Raw genomic sequence first — 18887 nt, 5'->3', positions numbered from 1 at the left:
GCATCTGCCGGGACCTTCGGCTGCGTCAGTTGACGCTGCCGAGTTCCTTGGTTTCCTGTGCTTCCATTCTCGGGTCCGTGCCGAGCAGCCGGCGCAGGGACGCCAGCCGTGCGGGGCCGGTGGGGCCGGCGTGGCCGCCGCCCACCCATTCATCCAATCCGCAGTCCACGGCCGTGGCGGTGTGCTTGCAGCCGCGCTCGCAGTTTTCAATGCCGGGGGAGAGGTCCGGAAAGGACCGCAGGATCCGGTCCGGGTCCACGTGCGCCAGGCCGAAGGAGCGGATGCCTGGGGTGTCGATGATCCAGCTGCCGGCCGGGGCGTCGGCCAGCCGGAGGGCCAGGGCGGACGACGACGTGTGCCGCCCGCGTCCGGTGACGGCGTTGACACCGCCGGTGGCCCGTTCGGCTCCGGTCAGTGCGTTCACCATGGTGGACTTGCCGACGCCGGAGTGCCCCAGCATGACGGTGACCCTGCCGTCGAGGTGGGCCCGCAGCTCCGCCACCGCGGTGCGGTCCAGCCGGGCCGAGAGGCCGTCGTCGGAGCGGGCGTCGATGCCGGAGGCCTGCGCGTCCGCGGTGCGGCTGATGATTACCGGGAGGTCCAGGTGCGTGTAGTTGGAAAGCAGCTCCGCGGGGTCGCGGACGTCCGCCTTGGTCACGAGCAGGATTGGCTCGATCCCGGCGTCGTAGGCTGCCACCAGGGCCCGGTCGATGAATCCGGTGCGGGGCTCCGGGTTGGCGGCCGCCACCACGATGACCAGTTGGTCCGCGTTGGCTACCACGGCCCGCTCCACGGGGTCGGTGTCATCGGCGCTCCGGCGCAGGAGGGTGCGCCGGTCCTGGATCTTCACCAGCCGGGCCAGGGTGTCGGGGGCGCCTGAAACGTCCCCCACGAGCGAGACGAAGTCGCCGGCCACCACGGGGGAGCGCCGAAGCTCACGTGCCCGCGCGGCGATGACCACGCGTTCGTTGTCCGAATCCTCGCCCACCACGGCCGTGTACCTGCCCCGGTCCACGGTGATGATGCGGCCGGTGACGGCGTCGTCATGGCTGGGCCGGTCTTTGGTGCGTGGCCGGGAGCCCTTTTTATTGGGCCGGATCCGGACGTCGGATTCGTCCCAGGAATCAGTGCGCCGGGCCACCGCTGGGCTCCTCCGGTCCGGCGGTGTCCTGGGCAAGCATCGCCGCCCAGAGCTGCGGGAAGTCCGGCATGGTCTTCGACGTGGTGGCGATGTCCTCCACCTGGACGCCCTCCACGGCCAGGCCCAGGATCGCCCCGGCGGTGGCCATGCGGTGGTCCGCGTAGCTGCGGACGACGCCGGCGTGCAGCCGGGCGGGCCGGATCACCAGGCCGTCGCTGGTTTCCTCGGCGTCGCCGCCGAGCCTGTTGATTTCAGCCACCAGTGCTGCGAGCCGGTCCGTTTCGTGGCCCCGCAGGTGCGCAATGCCGCTCAGCCGGGAGGGTCCGGCCGCCAAGGCGCACAGCGCCGCCACGGTGGGGGCAAGTTCGCTGGTATCGGCGAAGTCGCCGCCCTTGATTTCCGGGCCGCCGGTGACGGTCAGGACTCCGTCCGCGAGGGTGACGGTGGCTCCCATCGTGGCCAGGATGCTGCGCCACAAATCTCCCACCTGCTGGGTTTCCTGCGGCCAGTTCGGGATCCGGACCGTGCCACGGGACGCCAGGGCTGCGGCGAGGAAGGGGCCCGCATTGGACAGGTCCTGTTCGATCCGCTGGTCGAAGGCGCGGATGGGCCCGGGCGCCACCACCCAGTGGTTGGGGACGGAATCGTCAACGGAGACGCCGGCGCCCCGGAGGACGGCGACTGTCATGGTGATGTGGTCCAGGCTCGGCACGGGCTTGCCAACATGCTCAAGGTGCAGGCCCTCTTCGAAGCGGGCACCCACCAGGAGGAGCGCCGAGACGAACTGGGAGGAAGCGCTGGCATCGATCACCAAGTGGCCGCCGCGCACCGTGCCGGTGCCCTCCACGACGAACGGCAGCGACGCCGGCGTGCTGCCGTCCTCGGCGGAGACGCCGACACCGAGGGCCTTGAGCGCTTCGATGATGGTTCCCATGGGACGCTTGCGGGCGTGCGGGTCGCCGTCGAACACGCTGGCGCCGCTGCGGAGCGCCGCCAGCGGCGGCACGAACCGCATTACCGTTCCCGCGAGCCCGCAGTCGATCCGGGCCAGTGATTCTTCCGCTGCCGCAGGCAGCGGGACAACCTCCAGGTCCGGGCCGAACGCGCCATCGCCGGGCACCTCCGTGATGGTGGCACCCAACCGCCGGAGCGCGTCGATCATCAGGGCCGAGTCCCTGGAGTGCAGGGGCGCGCGGAGGCGCGAGGGGCCGTCGGCCAAGGCGGCCAGCACCAGGTATCTGTTGGTCAGGGACTTGGACCCGGGCACCGTCACGGTGGCATTAACCGGGCGGGACGCAAACGGGGCGGGCCAGTGCTCAGCGGGCATGGCGGATCCGGCCGTGTCGGCAGCTGCTGCGGTCATTCGTCCTTATGCTCCCGTAGCGTGCTCGACGGCGCGGCGCACGGCTTTGTCTGCCTTGTGCAGCTTCTTGTTGGTGGTCCGGCGGGCGTCGGCGGCCAGGTGCGAGGCGTTCCGGCGGGCGTCGGCGGCGAGGTGTTCGGCGCGCCAGGCCAGGCCCGGCTTGCCGGCGGTGTCAACGGACGCGAGCAGGGCGCCCCCGCTCAGCGACAGGTTCTTGAGCAGTTGGTTCCGGCGGGTCTCGCGGGCTTCCTTGCTGCTGATGTCGGCGCTGCGCCATTCGACGAAGGTGTTCAGGAGCGAAACCACGGTCAGCAGGGTGGCTGAGAACCGGGAGAACTTGCCGAGGCCGAACAGGACGCCGGCTCCCACCTGGGTTCCGCCGATGACGCGGGCAAGGGTTTTTTCGTCCGCCTGGAAGGGCAGGGCCGCAGCAGCCTTGCGCAGCAGGGGTGAGAGCTGCTGCGCGGTGTCGTCTGAGTTCTTGAGCTTATCCAGTCCGGCAAGGACAAAACTTGAGGCCAGCATGGGCCGTGCGAGCGTGCGGACAAAGGACATGGCTTTCCTCCCGGATGGACGAACCGCATCAGGCGGCGGAGTCCGTCCTAGTCTTGCACTTTTGGGGAATATTTGCCTGCGGAACGGGGTTATGGAGACTGGGTCCAAGCATTGGGGGCCCAACATTATTCACCGGAAACAGAGCGGAGTTGGGCCTTGGGGCAGGTGTTGGACGGAACGGTTTTTGACCGGACCCGGCGGTCAGGCCCGGTGGCCGCGGCGGCCCTCGCCGGCGAGCCCCCGGAGTACGGCACGCCCCCGGCCCGAAGCCTGACAGTAGACTTGAAGGCAATGAGCACCCTGGATCCGGCCGTTGCGGCCATGTATGAGGCTTCCTCCGGCGAAGTGAAGGGCGCGGCAGACGCCGTGCCGGAGCAGGCCGCGCAGGCTGGTTCCGGTTCCCCGCAGGCTGAACCCGGAACCGAAGACGCCGCAGTCGATGTGTCGGCCGAAACCGTGGAGCAGCGCCGCCAGCGCTTTGAACGCGACGCCATGCAGTACGTGGACCAGCTCTATTCGGCCGCCATGCGCATGGCGCGGAACCCGTCCGACGCCGAGGACCTGGTGCAGGAGGCCTACACCAAGGCCTTTTCGGCTTTCCACCAGTACAAGCCTGGAACCAACCTCAAGGCCTGGCTCTACCGGATCCTGACCAACACCTACATCAACCTGTACCGCAAGCGGCAGCGCGAACCACTGCAGTCAAACTCGGACAGCATCGAGGACTGGCAGCTGGCGCGGGCCGAGTCCCACACATCGAGCGGTCTGCGTTCCGCGGAAGCCGAGGCGCTGGACCACCTGCCGGATTCGGACGTCAAGCGGGCCCTGCAGGACATTCCTGAAGAGTTCCGCCTGGCCGTCTACTTCGCCGACGTCGAGGGCTTTGCCTACAAGGAAATCTCGGACATCATGAACACGCCGATCGGCACCGTAATGTCACGGCTCCACCGCGGCCGGAGGATGTTGCGGGACATGCTGGCGGAGTATGCCGCCGAGCGGGGATTCAAAACGGCCGCAGATGCACCGGAAGCGGCGGCAAGCAAACCACAGGAGAACAGGAAATGAGCGACTGCCAGGGATTGGGCGATTGCGATGACACCCGGATGCAACGCATTTACGAATACCTCGACGGTGCGCTGACCCGGGAGGACCTCTCGGAAATCAAGAGCCACCTCGACGACTGCCCCGAGTGCACGCAGCAGTACGACCTTGAGTGCGTCATCCGCAACATGGTCAAGCGTTCCTGCACCGAGTCCGCCCCGGACAACCTCAAGAACGCGATCCTCGACCGGATCCACACCATCCGGCCGGTGGAAGCGTAAGGGGAAGCCCGGAGCGCCTGCCCGCAGCGGCATCGACGGCAGTTAACAGCGAAGGACCCCGGAAGCCGAATGGCTTCCGGGGTCCTTCGCTTGAACCGCAGTCCCTGGCATGTGCCTAGGTGTTGGGGCGCTTCCCGTGGTTCGCGCCGCCACGCTTACGGTCACGACGCTTGCGTGCACGCTTGCTCATAGCTGGCCTCCTTACTGTTGGTACTCAAAAGAGCTGCCCTCCAGTCTCCCACATGATCTGACGGCCCGCGAACCGGGAAGCGCCCGTGACCTGCGCCTGGTCCGACCGGGTCCGGCCAGGTCAGGGCTGGAGCGTGCTGCGGACGGCCGCCCGCGCCTGCTCCAGCACCGTCCGGAGGGTCTCCAGGGTGACGGCGCTGATCGGCTGCGCCCGGGACTCGTGGCGCAGATCTGAGCGGACGTCGTCGCGGAAGGCCTGGAGCATCATCTCCGCCTCCCTGAGCTGCCGGTAGCCGGCGGGGGAGGGGCGGGTGCCCGGAAGGCCGGGGTCGCCGGATGCAGCCGCGGAACGGGCCGCTTCAGCCGTCGCCGCGAGGTCGGCCCGCAGGCCCCGCATGCTGCTGCGGATATCGTCCCTGAGGGTGTCGGCCAGGCGCTGGACCGACGCGGAGATGTCCTTCTCCACGCCGGCGAGGTCGTCCCGGCGGCGGTTGAGCTCGGCCAGGCCGGCGGCAGTGATGCGGTAGTTCGTCCGGCGCCCCGCCGACTCGGTGGCTACCAGGCCCTCTTCTTCAAGCTTGCCCAGGCGCGGATAGATGGTGCCGGCGCTGGGCGAGTAGGTCCCGCCGAAGCGGTCCTTGAGCGCCTTGATGAGTTCATAGCCGTGCTTGGGACCTTTCTCAAGCAGAGCCAGGAGATAGAGGCGCAGGGCCCCGTGCGCGAAGACCGGAGGCATCAGCGCTCCGCTTTCCCGCCGTCGGGAGAAGGGGAGTGGACGATGGAGGTCCGGCCGGACACGGAATTGGTCCTGACCAGCATCAGTTGGCGGTCGGGTCCAGCGATGGTTTCCACTTTGCCGTTCGCCAGGAAGCAGTGCTGTTCGTCGATGACCACCGCCCCGTTGGCGGATTTGGCGACAATGTCGACGCCGACGTCGTGCGGCAGCCTGATGGTGAGGTCGCCGGAGACGGAGTTGGAGCCAAAATCATGGGTATAGCCGAGCAGGTCGAAGCTGAGGTCGCCGCTGACCGTGTTGGTGCGCACGTTGGTCAAATGGCCGGACGCAGTGACTTCGCCCGACACGCTCTTCGCGGTGAGGACGCCGGTGTGGTCCCGCACACTGACCTCGCCGCTGACGGTGTTGACCTGCAATTCCCCCGACGTCCCGTCAGCCATGACGGAACCGGACACGGTGTTCAGGCGGATGTGGCCGGAAACGCCCGCGACGAGTCCGTCGCCGCTGACAGTTCCTGCTTCCACGTCGACCCCCGCGGGAAGGGCGATGCTGATGACCGCCAAGTTGTCGCTGTTGTGGTTCACGGTTTCCATCAGGTTCTTGAACCAGCCATGGGCACCGTGCAGCTGGTGCCTGATTTCCAGCCTGCCGCCGCTGACGGACACCGCCACCGGATCGCCGTGGACAGCCGATATTTCCACCCGGGCGCCGGGCCCGGCGTGGCTGACCACGTCGAACCTGCCCTGGACAATGCCCACCTTCAGTGACGTCACGCCGTCCAGGTCGATGGTCTGCGGACCCGTGACACTCCAGGTTGCATCAGGCATGGTACCTCCAAGAGACGATATATCGTGTGATCCCCAAAGTACCGCCGCACGCTCCGCCGGTCAAGATATATCGCGTTTTGGCCTTACTGGGGCGCGTCCATTCCCAGCCACTGGAACCAGCCGCGGTGGAGCACCAGCCAGGCCATGAGGCCATAGCCGGCCTGACCGGGCGTGCCTCCGTTTGCCGCGAGATCCTGCCGCCATTGTTCGTGGTTCAGCAGCGGCGAGAACGTATCGACATACAGATGCTTGCGGCGCGTGGTGACGTCTGCGAAGGCGGTGTTCAGCTCGTCCAGCCGGCGGTTCTGCGCGGGGTCGAGGGTGGGCGGCGGACCGACGACGAAGACTTCGATCCGGTTCTGGGACGCCGAGTCGAGGATGTTGGCCAGGTTCAGCCTGCTTCGCGCGGTTGACACGCCGAACTCGATGTCGCGTCCGGACAGGCCGATGACCAGCCGGTTCTCGGCATGGTCGCTGAAACGCCGCCCCGCTTCGTCCAGCCAGCGCGCAGCCAGCCCCTCGGTGCCTTCCTGCGGGCAGGGGAGGGAATAGCTCTCCAGGACCAGGCCGTCCTGGGGAGTGCGGGCCAGGACACGGCCCAGCCAGCCCAGCGCGCGGGGATCACCCAGTCCGGCCAGCAGTTCATCTCCCACAGCTGCGATCCGCAGCTTCCTGTCTTCCACGCGTTCCTCTTTACTTCGGTCCGGGTTGCTTCGGTACGCGCCCTGCCGCCGTGGCCGCTGCTGCGGGATACGGGGCGGCGCTGTCCATTCATTAAACAGAACTGCCCGGCCGGAGTCTGGTATTTCGACGTCCGGCCGGGCAGCCTTGCTGGTTACTTCCGTGCAAACGCCTGCTTCAGCAGGACGTCCTGCTCCGCGGCGTGCCGCTTCATGGAACCGGCGGCCGTGGAGGCCGACGCCGGGCGCGAGACCAGGCGGACGCGGCGGTCCAGGGCCTCGGGCAGGTGCAGGCCGATGAACGGCCACGGGCCCTGGTTGGCGGGCTCATCCTGGGCCCACACGACCTCGGCGTTCGGGTATTTGGCAAGCTCCGCCGCGATCTCTGCGTGCGGCAGCGGGTACAGCTGCTCTACGCGGACGATGGCTGTGGTCTTGTTGCCGGTCTTCTGCCGGGTGGACAGCAGGTCGTAGTACAGGCGGCCGGAGACCAGCAGCACGCGCTCGACGGCGTTCGCGTCCAGCTGCTCATGCTCGCTGATGACCGGACGGAATGCGCCGCTGGTGAAGTCCTCCACGGACGAAGCGGCAGCCTTCAGGCGCAGCAGCTGCTTCGGGGTGAAGATGATCAGCGGCTTGCGCGGACGGCTGTACGCCTGGCGGCGCAGCAGGTGGAAGTGCGAAGCCGCGGTGGTCGGGTTGGCAACGATCATGTTGTCTTCCGCGCACAGCTGCAGGAACCGCTCGATCCTCGCGGAGGAGTGGTCCGGCCCCTGCCCTTCGTAGCCGTGCGGAAGCATCAGGACCAGCGAGGACCGCTGTCCCCACTTCTGCTCTGCGGAGGAGATGAATTCGTCGATGATGGTCTGTGCGCCGTTGACGAAGTCACCGAACTGGGCCTCCCAGAGGACGAGGGCGTCCGGGCGTTCCACCGAGTAGCCGTATTCGAAGCCCATGGCCGCGTATTCGGACAGCAGTGAGTCGTAGATCCACAGCTTGGCCTGGTCATCGGAGAGGTTGCCCAGCGGCAGCCATTCCTTGCCGTTGGCGCGGTCGTGGAACACGGCGTGGCGCTGGACGAACGTGCCGCGGCGGGAGTCCTGGCCGGCCAGGCGCACGGGGACGCCCTCCATGATGAGCGAGCCGAAGGCTGCAATCTCGCCAAAGCCCCAGTCGATGCCGCCTTCGCGGGACATCTGCTCACGCTTCTCCAGCAGTTGCTTGAGCTTCGCGTGGACGGTGAAGCCCTCGGGGACCTCAACATGGGCCTTGCCGATCCGGGCCAGCGTGTCGGCGCTGATGGCGGTGGATACGGGGGCGTTGACGCCGGAGTCGGACTGCTGGGCCATGGGCCGCTCGATGTCGGAGACGGCGGCCGAATCCGCGGTGACAATCGGAATCGGCGAGGTCTGCGCTGCGTGGGTCTCGGCGAAGACGCGCTCCAGCCGCTCCTGGTAGTCGCGCAGCAGCTGCTCGGCTTCTTCCTCGGTGATGTCGCCGCGGCCGATCAGCGACTCGGTGTACAGCTTGCGGACGGAGCGCTTGGCTTCGATCAGGTTGTACATCAGCGGCTGCGTCATCGACGGGTCGTCGCCCTCGTTGTGGCCACGGCGGCGGTAGCACACCATGTCGATCACAACGTCCTTGTGGAACCGCTGGCGGAACTCGTAGGCGAGCTGGCCGATGCGGACCACGGCTTCGGGGTCGTCGCCGTTCACGTGGAAGACCGGCGCCTGGATCATCTTGGCGACGTCGGTGGAGTACGTGGAGGAACGCGAGGACGAGGGGGCCGTGGTGAAGCCCACCTGGTTGTTCACCACGATGTGGATGGTGCCACCGGTGCGGTAGCCGCGCAGCTGGGACAGGTTGAGGGTTTCGGCCACGACGCCCTGGCCGGCGAAAGCGGCGTCACCGTGGACCATGATGGGCAGCACGGGGAAGGTTTCGCCCTGGTCCAGGCGGTCCTGCTTGGCGCGCACGATGCCCTCGAGGACGGAGTCCACGGCTTCAAGGTGGGACGGGTTCGCGGCGAGGTAGACCTTGGTCTCCTTGCCGGTGTCCGAGGTGAAGGTACCTTCGGTGCCCAGGTGGTACTTGACGTCGCCGGAGCCCTGGACGGACCGCGGGTCCTGGGTGCCTTCGAATTCGCGGAACACCTGCGCGTAGGTCTTGCCAGCGATGTTGGTCAGGACGTTCAGGCGGCCACGGTGGGCCATGCCGATGGCAACCTCGTCCAGCCCGTCGTCGGCTGCATCGGACATGATGGCGTCCAGCAGCGGGATCAGCGATTCGCCGCCTTCGAGCGAGAAGCGCTTCTGGCCCACGAACTTGGTCTGCAGGAAGGTTTCGAAAGCTTCCGCGGCGTTCAGCTTGGAGACGATCCGCAGCTGCTCTTCGCGGCTGGGCTTGGAGTAGGGGTGCTCCAGCTGGTCCTGGAACCACTTGCGCTCGGCGGGCTCCTGGATGTGCATGTATTCGATGCCGGTGGTGCGGCAGTAGGCGTCGCGCAGGACGCCGAGGATGTCGCGGAACTTCAGCATCGGCTTGCCGCCGAAGCCACCGGTGGGCCACTCGCGGTCCAGGTCCCACAGGGTCAGGCCGTAGGTCAGGACATCGAGGTCCGGGTGCTTGCGCTGGACGTATTCGAGCGGATCGGTGTCCGCCATCAGGTGCCCGCGGACGCGGTAGGAGTGGATCAGCTGCTGGATCCGGGCCACCTTGTTGATCTCGTCGGCCGGGTCCACCTGCTTGTCGGCGCTCCAGCGGACCGGCTCGTAGGGGATGCGCAGGGCTTCGAAGATCTCGTCGTAGAAATTCTGCGCACCCAGCAGGAGCGAGTGGACGAGCTTCAGGAACTCACCGCTGCCGGCGCCCTGGATGACGCGGTGGTCGTACGTGGAGGTGAGGGTGAGGACCTTGCTGATGGCGTTCTGCGCGATGATCTTCTCGCTCGCGCCCTGGAATTCGGCAGGGTAGTCAAGGGCGCCCACGCCGATGATGGCGGCCTGGCCCTTGGAGAGGCGCGGCACCGAGTGGACGGTGCCGATGCCGCCGGGGTTGGTCAGCGAAACGGTGGTGCCCTGGTGGTCCTCGGCGGTGAGCTTGCCGTTGCGGGCGCGCTTGATGAGGTCTTCGTAGGTGTGCCAGAACTCGGCGAAGTTGAGGGTCTCGGCCTTCTTGATGTTCGGAACCATCAGCAGGCGGGTGCCGTCGGGCTTGGGCATGTCGATGGCGATGCCGAAGTTGACGTGCGCAGGCTGGACGGCGACGGGCTTGCCGTCCACTTCGTCGTAGTACACGTTCATGGACGGGAACTGGGAGAGGGCGCGGATGACGGCGTAGCCGATGAGGTGCGTGAAGGAGACCTTGCCGCCCCGTGCGCGGGCGAGGTTGGAGTTGATGACCACGCGGTTGTCGATGAGCAGCTTTGCGGGAATGGCCCGCACGCTGGTGGCCGTGGGCACCTCGAGGCTGGTGACCATGTTGGTGGCGATGGCCTTGGCAGGTCCGCGCAGGACCGAGACGACGTCCTCTTCGGGAGCCGTGGGGGCCTTGACGTTCTTGGGCAGCTGGGCAGGGATGGGCTGTGAGCCGGTGCCGGCTTCGGTCTTCTTGCCGCCGTCACGGGCCACGGTTGCCGGGGCCTTCTTGACAGGCGCGGGTGCCGCTGCGGGGGCGGGCGCCTGGGCAGCGGGAGCCGCCGGGGCAGTGGCGGGGGCTGCGGCCGGCGACGGTGCCGGGGCAGCGGGTGCAGCTTTCACCACAGGGAGCTCGCGGGTGGGCGGGTGCGCGGTGTTTCCGTTGGAAGAAGAACCGTTACCCGAGTCGAAAGATTCAAACAGCGGCCACCACTTCGCATCCACGGCGTTCTTGTCCTGCTGGTACTGCTCGTACAGTTCGTCAACGAGCCACTCGTTTCCGCCAAATTCCTCTGGTAGACGGTGGCTTGGCTGCTCTGGCAATGAAATACGCCTCTTCCATGAGTTTGATTTCTCTTTGGCCCCCCGGTGCTTCAGCACTACGTTCGAACCAGTCTCTGCGTCCCCTGAACCCAGACCTTTGCAAGTCTAGTGAGCATTTTGTGTTAACTGCCAATAAGGGTGACCCAAATCATGAAGTGACAAACGCGGCCCTGTTTGTGGCGGCGCCGCATGTTCCGGACGCAGCCCGCCGGAGGGCGCCGGAGGGCCGTGTTCGGGCCCCGCCGGGGAGGCACGGGCCGCCGGGCAGGGGCTGCTCCTGTAGACTGAAATTCTTATGGACAGTAAATCTAGGTGCCGGCCTGGGCGCTGTCAGCGGAGCTTGCAACGAGCCGCCGCGCAGTCCGCCCGCAGTGCCGGCAAACCCCGACAACGCGCCCATCACAAGACCACGGCCCAGCTGGCCGCGACCGGATCGGACCGGGCGTCGGTATCCGCCGACCAACCTCCGCCGGATCGACGCAGCAGCTCGCCTTTTTCCTTAACTCCACGCCATGGCGCCGCCGTCCGGGCGGGATGCTGAATGGAATGGCTTCTCCTCGCAGCAGGACTGCTGCTGATCGCCGGCACTGGCTTCTTCGTCGCCGTCGAGTTCTCCCTTATTGCACTGGACCAGTCCACCGTCCAGCGGGCCATTGACGACGGCGACACGGGCTCAGTGCCCCTGCTCACCTGCCTCAAATCCCTCTCCACCCAGCTCTCCAGCTGCCAGCTCGGCATCACGCTCACCACGCTCCTCACGGGGTATGTGATGGAACCGTCGCTGGGCCACCTCCTCGAGGCCCCGCTCTCCGCCATCGGACTGGCGGGCGTTGCCATGGATTCCATCTCCCTGGTCCTGGCGATGGTGGTGGCCACGCTTCTTTCGATGCTCCTGGGCGAACTCGTGCCGAAGAACATGGCGATCGCCCTGGCCTTCCCGGTGGGCCGGGCGCTGGCAAGGCCCCAACTGGTGTTCACTGCCATCTTCAAGCCCGCCATCGTGCTGCTCAACGGCTTTTCCAACAAGGTGCTGCACGTCTTCGGGCTCGAAGCCAAGGAGGAAATTTCGGGTGCCCGCACACCGGCCGAGCTTGCGTCGCTGGTCCGCCGGTCGGCGGCCATGGGAACGCTCGACGCCGGCACGGCCAACTTCATCGCCCGGACGCTGAACTTCTCCAGCCGGACGGCGGCGGACGTGATGACCCCGCGGATCCGGCTCGAGACGATCGACGCCGACCAGCCCGTCTCGGACGTCGTGGACGCCGCCCGCAGGACCGGATACTCCCGGTTCCCTGTCATCGGTGACTCGGCCGACGACATCCGTGGCCTGGTCCACGTCAAGAAAGCCGTCGCCGTTCCCTGGGAACGGCGGGCAAACCTGGAGGCCGGAGCCATCATGACCGAAGTGCTCCGGGTTCCGGAGACCATCCACCTCGATGCCCTCCTGGCTGAACTGCGTGAAGGCAACCTGCAGTTGGCGGTGGTGCTCGATGAATACGGCGGCACCGCCGGCATCGCCACCCTCGAGGACCTCGTGGAGGAAATCGTGGGCGAAGTTGCGGACGAACACGACAAGGTCAGGCCCGGGCTCCTGCAGAGCGCTTCCGGCGACTGGTATTTCCCGGGGCTCCTGCGCCCGGACGAACTGTCCGAGCAGATTCCCGGTTTGACCGTCCCTGATGAAGCGGCCTACGAGACGGTGGGCGGCTACGTCATGAGCAAGCTTGGCCGCATCGCGGCTGTCGGCGACACCGTGCCCGTGGGCGGCGGCACGCTCAGCGTGACCCGGATGGACGGCCGCCGGATCGACCGGATCTGCTTCCGGCCCGCGCGTGAGCCCGCACCGCACGGGAACGGCAACGGGGGCAAGCCATGAGCGACTGGGCTGGAATTCTGTGGCTGGGCGTCCTGCTGCTCGGCAACGCCTTCTTCGTGGCGGCGGAGTTTGCCATCATGTCGGCCCGGCGCAGCCAGGTGGAACCGCTGGCCGACGCCGGATCGAAACGCGCCCAGACAACCCTGCGCGCCATGGAGAACGTATCGCTGATGCTCGCCTGCGCGCAGCTGGGGATTACGGTCTGTTCGCTGTTGATCCTGCTGGTCGCCGAGCCTGCGATCCACCATCTGCTGGCCGTACCGATCGAATCGGTGGGCCTGCCGGCGGAGGCCGCCGGCGTTGCAGCCTTCGCCGTGGCCCTGGCGCTGGTGACCTTCCTGCACGTCACCTTCGGCGAGATGGTGCCGAAAAACATCTCGGTGTCCGTGGCCGACAAGGCTGCCCTGCTCCTTGCCCCGCCGCTGCTGTTTATCTCCAGGCTGGTCCATCCGGTGATTTCGGTCCTGAACTGGTCGGCCAACCACATCCTCAAGCTGATGCGGATTGAGCCGAAGGATGAGGTGACATCCTCCTTCACCCTGGAGGAGGTCCAGTCGATCGTGCAGGAGTCCACCCGCCACGGACTGGTTGACGACGACGCAGGCCTGATTACCGGTGCACTGGAGTTTTCCGAGCACACGGCGGGGGACATCATGGTCCCGCTGGACGACCTGGTGATGCTGCGGGCGTCCACCACCCCGGTGGACTTCGAGAAGACGGTCAGCCGAACCGGGTTCTCCCGCTTCCCGATGCTGGACGATGAGGACATGCTCTACGGCTATCTCCACGTCAAGGACGTCCTGCAGATTCCCGAGGCGGCCTACGAACTTCCCATCGCCGAAAGCCGCATCCGGTCCCTCGCCAACCTTGCACTGGATGACGAGATCGAAAAGGCAATGTCGGTCATGCAGCGCACCGGCTCGCACCTGGCCCGCGTGATCGGTCCCGACGGCAAAACCCGGGGTGTCCTCTTCCTGGAGGACGTCATCGAGCAGCTGGTCGGGGAGATCCGGGACGCCACGCAGGCCACCGGTATCAGGCGTTTGGGCCAGCCCAACGGCAGCTGACCTGCCGGCCCCCGCGGAGGGGGCCGGCAGGCTCACGGTCTTTTCTAAATAGGAATCATTCCTATTTAGGTATATGGTGGGAGGGTTGATCCCGCTCCCCAGATCTGAGGTCCTTCCGTGCGCCGTCGAACTGCTTTCCCCTCGTTGTCCGCAGCCCTTGCCGTACTTGGCCTGCTCGTGAGCGGGTGCAGCACCGAGCCCGCGAAGGGGCCGGACGCTGCCGGGGGAATCAACGTCGTGGCATCCACCAACGTTTACGGTGACATCGCCAAGGCCATCGGCGGGGACAAGGTGCAGGTGAGCTCCATCATCAACAAGACGAGCCAGGACCCGCACTCCTACGAGGCAACCGCCCAGGACCGGCTGGCCGTCTCCAAAGCCAACCTGGTCATCGGCAACGGCGGTGGCTACGACGATTTCCTGAATACCCTGGTGGGCAGCGGCAAGCTTGATGCAGGGGCCGTCCTGACCGCCGTCGAAGTTTCCGGCCTTCCCCATGCCGGGGAAACAGCCCACACGGACGAAACCGCTGGTGCGGCAAGCGCTGCAGCTGAACAACACGACCACGGCGGCTTCAACGAGCACGTCTGGTACAGCCTTCCGGCCATGGAGCGGGTGGCCGACGGTATTGCAGCCAAACTCGGGTCGCTGGATCCCGCGTCGGCTGCTACGTTCACGTCCAATGCGGAGGCCTTCAAATCCTCCCTGGAGGGCCTGCACGGCCAGCTCGACGCGCTGAAGGCCCGCGCGGCGGGCGGCCCCGTGGCCGTCACCGAGCCGGTCCCGCTCTACCTGCTCGAGGACGCCGGGCTGGTGAACGCCACTCCCGCGGAATACACTGCTGCCGTCGAGGAAGGGGCCGATGTACCGCCCGCCGTGCTGAAGCAGGCCACAGACCTCGTGGCATCGCGGTCGGTGCGCCTGCTGGCGTACAACGGGCAGACCGAGGGCCCGCAGACCGAAGCGCTGAAGAAGGCCGCCGAAACTGCCGGCGTTCCGGTGGTGGACTTCAATGAGACCCTGCCCGAGGGCAAGACCTATGTGCAGTGGATGACGGACAATGTGAACAACATCAGCAAGGTTCTGGAGACAAGCAGGTGAAATCCGTGGTCAGCCTCACCGGGGCATCCCTCTCGTTCGGCCGGCGGACGCTCTGGGAAGACCTGGACCTGGACATCAGGCCCGGCGAGTTCTTTGCCGTGCTGGGCCCGAACGGCAGCGGCAAGACCAGCTTCCTGAAAGTCCTGCTCGGGCTGCAGAAACTCCGGTCGGGACAGGCAGCCCTGGGTGGCCGGCCGGTGGAGCGTGGCAGCCGCCTGATCGGCTACATCCCGCAGCAGAAGTCCTTCCCCGCGGACACGCCGATGCGCGCCCGTGACATCGTGGGCCTCGGCGTGGACGGCCACCGCTGGGGGGTGCGGATGTCGCCCAAAAAGACGAACCGCAGGATCGACGAGCTGCTGGAAGTGGTGGGCGCCACCGAGTACGCGAAGGTGCCCGTGGGGCAGCTTTCCGGTGGTGAGCAGCAGCGGCTCCGCGTGGCCCAGGCGCTGGCGGCGGATCCGCAGGTCCTGCTGTGCGATGAACCCCTGCTCTCACTCGACCTGCACCACCAGCAGGCGGTCAGCGCCCTGATCAACAGGCAGTGCCGTGAGCACAACAGTGCCGTGGTCTTCGTGACGCACGAAATCAACCCGATCATCGACTATGTGGACCGGGTCCTCTACCTGGCTGGCGGCCGGTTCAAGGTGGGCACCCCGGAGGACGTCATGACCACTGAGGTCCTCTCCGATTTGTACGAAAGCAACGTGGAGGTAATCCGGGCCAACGGCCGGATCGTGGTGGTGGGACTTCCGGACGCCACCACGCACCACCACACCCACGACCACGAGCTGGCGCGGGAAGTGGCGTAATGGACCTGGACAGCATCCTGGGCGCGATCTTCAGTTTCGACAACTACGGCGAACTGCTGGTCCTGGTCCGGAATTCGATCTGGGCCGGTGCCATCCTGGGCCTCCTCGGCGGCCTGGTGGGCACCTTCGTGATGAAGCGCGACCTCGCCTTCGCCGTCCACGGCATTTCAGAACTTTCCTTTGCGGGCGCAGCCTTTGCCCTGCTGGTGGGCGCGGACGTGGTGTTCGGTTCGCTCGTCGGTTCGGTGGCCGCCGCCCTGCTGCTGGGCCTGATGGGCGTCCGCGCCCGGGACAAGAATTCGATCATTGGTGTGATCATGCCGTTCGGACTGGGTCTCGGGATCCTGTTCCTGTCCCTCTACCAGGGCCGCGCCGCCAACAAGTTCGGCCTGCTCACCGGCCAGATCGTCTCCGTAGACACCGTCCAGCTGCAGGCCCTTGCCGGTACCGCCGTCGCCGTGATCGCCGTCCTGGTGGCCATCTGGCGCCCGCTGAACTTCGCCAGCCTGGATCCCGAGGTTGCCGAGGCGCGCGGGATTCCAGTGCGGACCCTGGGCCTGGTCTTCATGGTCCTGCTGGGCGTCAGCGTGGCCCTGTCCATCCAGGTGGTCGGCGCGCTGCTCGTGCTGGCCCTGCTGATCACTCCCGCGGCGGCGGCCATGCGCGTCACGTCGTCCCCCGTGGCCACCGTGATACTCAGCGTAGTCTTCGCCGTCACGGCCACCGTGGGCGGAATCCTGCTGGCGCTCGGGGGCCGGATCCCCATCAGCCCCTACGTCACCACGTTGTCGTTCCTGATCTACGTGGTGTGCCGGGTTATCGGCTCCGTCCGGCTGCGGCAGGGCGCCAACGGCAGGGTCCTTAAAGCTTCCCTGCAGCCTTAAGCGCGGTGCAGTCGGGGCACAACCCGAAAATTTCCACGGTGTGCGCCACCTCGGTGAACCCGTGGTCGGCTGCGGTGCGGGCGGCCCAGGTTTCCACGGCCGGCGCCTCGACCTCCACGGCCTTCCCGCAGTTGCGGCACAGCAGGTGGTGGTGGTGGCCGGTGACGGCGCAGCGCCGGTAGACCGCCTCCCCATCACCGTTGCGCAGCACATCCACCAGGCCCTCGTCGGCCAGGGACTGCAGGATGCGGTAGGCGGTGGCCAGCGATACGGACACCCCCTGGTTTTGCAGGATCCGGTAAAGCTCCTGGGTGCTGACGAAGTCGTCCAGCTCATCCAGCGCGGCGCTGACGGCCCGGCGCTGCTTGGTGACCCGCTGTTCCTTGCCGCCGGCCGCCGGTGATGGCGGAGGGGAACCAGCTTTGGCGCTGACCGGCATGGACAAACTCACTTCCGTGGGGGCGGGTGCAAACATACAGATTACCAGCCGGAGCCCCGTGGACAGTTTTCGGGGACGCACCCTAGGCTGGCGAAATGAAGCTGACCAAATACACCCATGCCTGTGTCCGGCTCGAAAAAGATGGCGGCGCCCTGGTCCTTGATCCCGGCACGTTCTCCGAGTCCGGCGAGGCGCTGGCGGGGGCACGCGCGGTGCTGGTAACGCACGAGCATCCGGACCACCTGGACACGGCGGCCGTGGTGGAAGCCCTCGAAGGCAACCAGGACCTGGAGCTGTACGCACCGGATGGGGTGGCCGGCCAGCTCCGCGGCGAAGCCCCGGGCGCCGCCGCCCGCATCCACGCTGTGGAACCGGGCTCAACGTTCCAGGCTGCGGGATTCAGCATCCAAAGCTTCGGCGGCCAGCACGCCCTGATCCATCCCCAGATTCCCCTGGTGGCCAACATCGGCTACCTGGTGGATGGCAACGTCTACCATCCCGGGGACTCGTTCATCGTCCCGGACGGCATCACGGTCCAGACGCTGCTGGTGCCGCTGCACGCACCCTGGAGCAAGTCGGCGGAAGTGGTGGATTTCGTCATCGGGGTCCGGGCGCCAAAGGCTTTCCAGGTCCATGACGGGCTGCTGAACGACAACGGCCTGGGGATCGTCGAAGGGCACGTGAAGCGGATCGGCGCTAAGTACGGGACGGAGTACAGGCACCTGGCAGCGCGGGAGTCGGTGGAGGTTTAGGCCTTCAGGCGAGGGGCCCGGTCCACTGCCCGGTATCGAGGAAGCGCGTGATCACCGCTTCATGCGGCTCCGGGTCCAGCCCCTGGGCCGCCACCCAGTCCGGGTTCCAATAGTTGCCCGCATAGCGTTCGCCGCCGTCGCACATCAGCGAGACCACGCTGCCCTGCCGGCCCTCGGACAGCATCTGCGCCACCGTCTGCCACACGCCCCAGAGGTTGGTGCCGGTGGATGGCCCCGCATGCAGGCCGGCAAAGCGGTGAAGGTGGCGCATCGCCGCCACGGAGGCGGCGTCCGGCACGCGGACCATGTGGTCAATCACCGACGGGATGAAGCTCGGCTCCATCCGGGCGCGGCCAATTCCCTCGATCCGGGACGGCAGCGCCGCCCGCGGCTGCGGTGTTTCGGTGCCGACGCCAATTGCACTGCCCGGGCCGACGGCCTCGAGCCAGCCGGGGTAGAACGCTGAGTTTTCGGGGTCCACCACCAGCAGCCGGGTGGGGTGGCTGTGGTAGCGCAGGTACCGGCCGATCGTGGCGCTGGTCCCGCCCGTGCCGGCGCCCACCACGATCCAGTCCGGCACGGGGTGCTCCTCCATGCCCAGCTGCCCGAAGATCGATTCGGCGATGTTGTTATTGCCCCGCCAGTCGGTAGCCCGCTCCGCGTAGGTGAACTGGTCCATGTAGTGTCCGTTGCAGGTGGCGGCCACTTCCTCCGCCGCCGCGTACACGTCCGAGGCATTGTCCACCAGCAGGCAGGACCCGCCGAACTGTTCGATCAGGGCGATCTTTTCCTGGCTGGTGGTGCGGGCCATGACCGCCACGAAAGGGAGCCCCAGCAGCTGGGCGAAGTAAGCCTCGGAGACGGCGGTGCTGCCGCTGGAGGCCTCAACGATAGTGGTGTCCGCCCGGATCCAGCCGTTCACGAGGCCGAAGAGGAACAGCGAGCGGGCCAGCCGGTGCTTCAGGCTGCCGGAACGGTGCGTTGACTCGTCCTTGAGGTAGAGCTGGATGCCCCAATGCTCAGGCAGCGGCACCGCATAGAGGTGGGTGTCCGCCGAGCGGTTGTTTTCCGCCCTGATGGTGCGGATGGCGTTGTCTGCCCAGGCCCGCCCTGCCGCAGACGGGTTTCCACCGCCGTTTCCGTTGCCTTCAATGATCACCGGACCAGCCTACCGGCGGCGG

The 18887-nt window shown here is 66.9% G+C and carries 18 protein-coding genes; 8 read left to right on the top strand and 10 right to left on the bottom strand.

What is annotated here, in order from left to right:
- Positions 1-25: 25 nt before the first annotated feature.
- From rsgA to ACYSM9_RS07155, 3 genes are read right to left on the bottom strand one after another with little or no spacing between them, the layout of a single operon-like run.
- Positions 26-1141, bottom strand: coding sequence for a ribosome small subunit-dependent GTPase A (rsgA, locus tag ACYSM9_RS07165; protein ID WP_461856287.1), 1116 nt, complete (start codon positions 1139-1141; stop codon positions 26-28).
- Complete coding sequence (aroA, locus tag ACYSM9_RS07160) at positions 1125-2504, bottom strand: 3-phosphoshikimate 1-carboxyvinyltransferase (protein ID WP_461856286.1); 1380 nt, start codon at positions 2502-2504, stop codon at positions 1125-1127. The genes rsgA and aroA overlap by 17 nt, the downstream gene beginning before the upstream one ends.
- Positions 2505-2510: 6 nt before the next feature.
- Positions 2511-3059 (bottom strand): DoxX family protein, encoded by a 549-nt coding sequence (locus tag ACYSM9_RS07155; RefSeq protein WP_461856285.1) that lies wholly within the window; start codon positions 3057-3059, stop codon positions 2511-2513.
- 210 nt (positions 3060-3269) lie between these two features.
- Here ACYSM9_RS07155 and ACYSM9_RS07150 point away from each other — a divergent pair, with 210 nt between their 5' ends.
- Both ACYSM9_RS07150 and rsrA read left to right on the top strand, forming a co-directional pair.
- On the top strand, positions 3270-4124 hold the full coding sequence (locus ACYSM9_RS07150; RefSeq protein ID WP_461856415.1) for a sigma-70 family RNA polymerase sigma factor: 855 nt from the start codon (positions 3270-3272) through the stop codon (positions 4122-4124).
- On the top strand, positions 4121-4381 hold the full coding sequence (rsrA, locus tag ACYSM9_RS07145) for a mycothiol system anti-sigma-R factor (RefSeq protein WP_221386746.1): 261 nt from the start codon (positions 4121-4123) through the stop codon (positions 4379-4381). The genes ACYSM9_RS07150 and rsrA overlap by 4 nt, the downstream gene beginning before the upstream one ends.
- A gap of 115 nt (positions 4382-4496) precedes the next feature.
- Here the strand turns inward: rsrA and ACYSM9_RS07140 are convergent, their stop codons facing one another.
- From ACYSM9_RS07140 to ACYSM9_RS07120, 5 genes are all read right to left on the bottom strand, one after another.
- Entirely contained in the window at positions 4497-4571 is a 75-nt protein-coding gene (locus ACYSM9_RS07140) for a 50S ribosomal protein bL37 (RefSeq protein ID WP_369299106.1), read from the bottom strand.
- A gap of 120 nt (positions 4572-4691) precedes the next feature.
- Positions 4692-5306, bottom strand: coding sequence for a PadR family transcriptional regulator (locus ACYSM9_RS07135; protein ID WP_461856284.1), 615 nt, complete (start codon positions 5304-5306; stop codon positions 4692-4694).
- Positions 5306-6133: a DUF4097 family beta strand repeat-containing protein gene (locus ACYSM9_RS07130; RefSeq protein WP_461856283.1), complete on the bottom strand. Its 828-nt coding sequence runs from the start codon at positions 6131-6133 to the stop codon at positions 5306-5308. The genes ACYSM9_RS07135 and ACYSM9_RS07130 overlap by 1 nt, the downstream gene beginning before the upstream one ends.
- A gap of 83 nt (positions 6134-6216) precedes the next feature.
- Positions 6217-6816, bottom strand: coding sequence for a GDSL-type esterase/lipase family protein (locus tag ACYSM9_RS07125; protein ID WP_461856282.1), 600 nt, complete (start codon positions 6814-6816; stop codon positions 6217-6219).
- Positions 6817-6968: 152 nt separating this feature from the next.
- Positions 6969-10775: a multifunctional oxoglutarate decarboxylase/oxoglutarate dehydrogenase thiamine pyrophosphate-binding subunit/dihydrolipoyllysine-residue succinyltransferase subunit gene (locus ACYSM9_RS07120; protein ID WP_461856281.1), complete on the bottom strand. Its 3807-nt coding sequence runs from the start codon at positions 10773-10775 to the stop codon at positions 6969-6971.
- 541 nt (positions 10776-11316) lie between these two features.
- Between ACYSM9_RS07120 and ACYSM9_RS07115 the strand changes: the two genes are divergently transcribed.
- From ACYSM9_RS07115 to ACYSM9_RS07095, 5 genes are all read left to right on the top strand, one after another.
- Positions 11317-12651 (top strand): hemolysin family protein, encoded by a 1335-nt coding sequence (locus ACYSM9_RS07115; protein ID WP_461856280.1) that lies wholly within the window; start codon positions 11317-11319, stop codon positions 12649-12651.
- Positions 12648-13718, top strand: a complete 1071-nt coding sequence (locus tag ACYSM9_RS07110; protein ID WP_461856279.1) for a hemolysin family protein — start codon at positions 12648-12650, stop codon at positions 13716-13718. Before ACYSM9_RS07115 ends, ACYSM9_RS07110 begins: the two co-directional genes overlap by 4 nt.
- Positions 13719-13835: 117 nt before the next feature.
- The gene (locus tag ACYSM9_RS07105; RefSeq protein ID WP_461856278.1) at positions 13836-14819 is read left to right on the top strand and encodes a metal ABC transporter solute-binding protein, Zn/Mn family; all 984 of its coding nucleotides are present in this window, start codon (positions 13836-13838) and stop codon (positions 14817-14819) included.
- Positions 14816-15631 carry a metal ABC transporter ATP-binding protein gene (locus ACYSM9_RS07100; protein ID WP_461856277.1) on the top strand — a complete coding sequence of 272 codons (816 nt, stop codon included), beginning with the start codon at positions 14816-14818 and terminating at the stop codon, positions 15629-15631. The genes ACYSM9_RS07105 and ACYSM9_RS07100 overlap by 4 nt, the downstream gene beginning before the upstream one ends.
- Positions 15631-16515 carry a metal ABC transporter permease gene (locus ACYSM9_RS07095; RefSeq protein ID WP_461856276.1) on the top strand — a complete coding sequence of 295 codons (885 nt, stop codon included), beginning with the start codon at positions 15631-15633 and terminating at the stop codon, positions 16513-16515. The genes ACYSM9_RS07100 and ACYSM9_RS07095 overlap by 1 nt, the downstream gene beginning before the upstream one ends.
- On the opposite strand, the gene ACYSM9_RS07090 is transcribed toward ACYSM9_RS07095, so the two are convergent.
- A complete protein-coding gene (locus ACYSM9_RS07090; RefSeq protein ID WP_461856414.1) occupies positions 16493-16954 on the bottom strand; it encodes a Fur family transcriptional regulator in 462 nt (153 codons plus the stop codon). The two genes, ACYSM9_RS07095 and ACYSM9_RS07090, sit on opposite strands and share 23 nt — an antisense overlap.
- A 95-nt stretch (positions 16955-17049) precedes the next feature.
- Here ACYSM9_RS07090 and ACYSM9_RS07085 point away from each other — a divergent pair, with 95 nt between their 5' ends.
- Positions 17050-17706: an MBL fold metallo-hydrolase gene (locus ACYSM9_RS07085; protein ID WP_461856275.1), complete on the top strand. Its 657-nt coding sequence runs from the start codon at positions 17050-17052 to the stop codon at positions 17704-17706.
- 4 nt (positions 17707-17710) lie between these two features.
- On the opposite strand, the gene ACYSM9_RS07080 is transcribed toward ACYSM9_RS07085, so the two are convergent.
- A complete protein-coding gene (locus ACYSM9_RS07080) occupies positions 17711-18865 on the bottom strand; it encodes a PLP-dependent cysteine synthase family protein (RefSeq protein WP_461856274.1) in 1155 nt (384 codons plus the stop codon).
- Positions 18866-18887 lie beyond the last annotated feature (22 nt).

The organism is Arthrobacter sp. C152, assembly GCF_054890965.1.
This window is presented reverse-complemented; position numbering and strand designations above follow the sequence as displayed.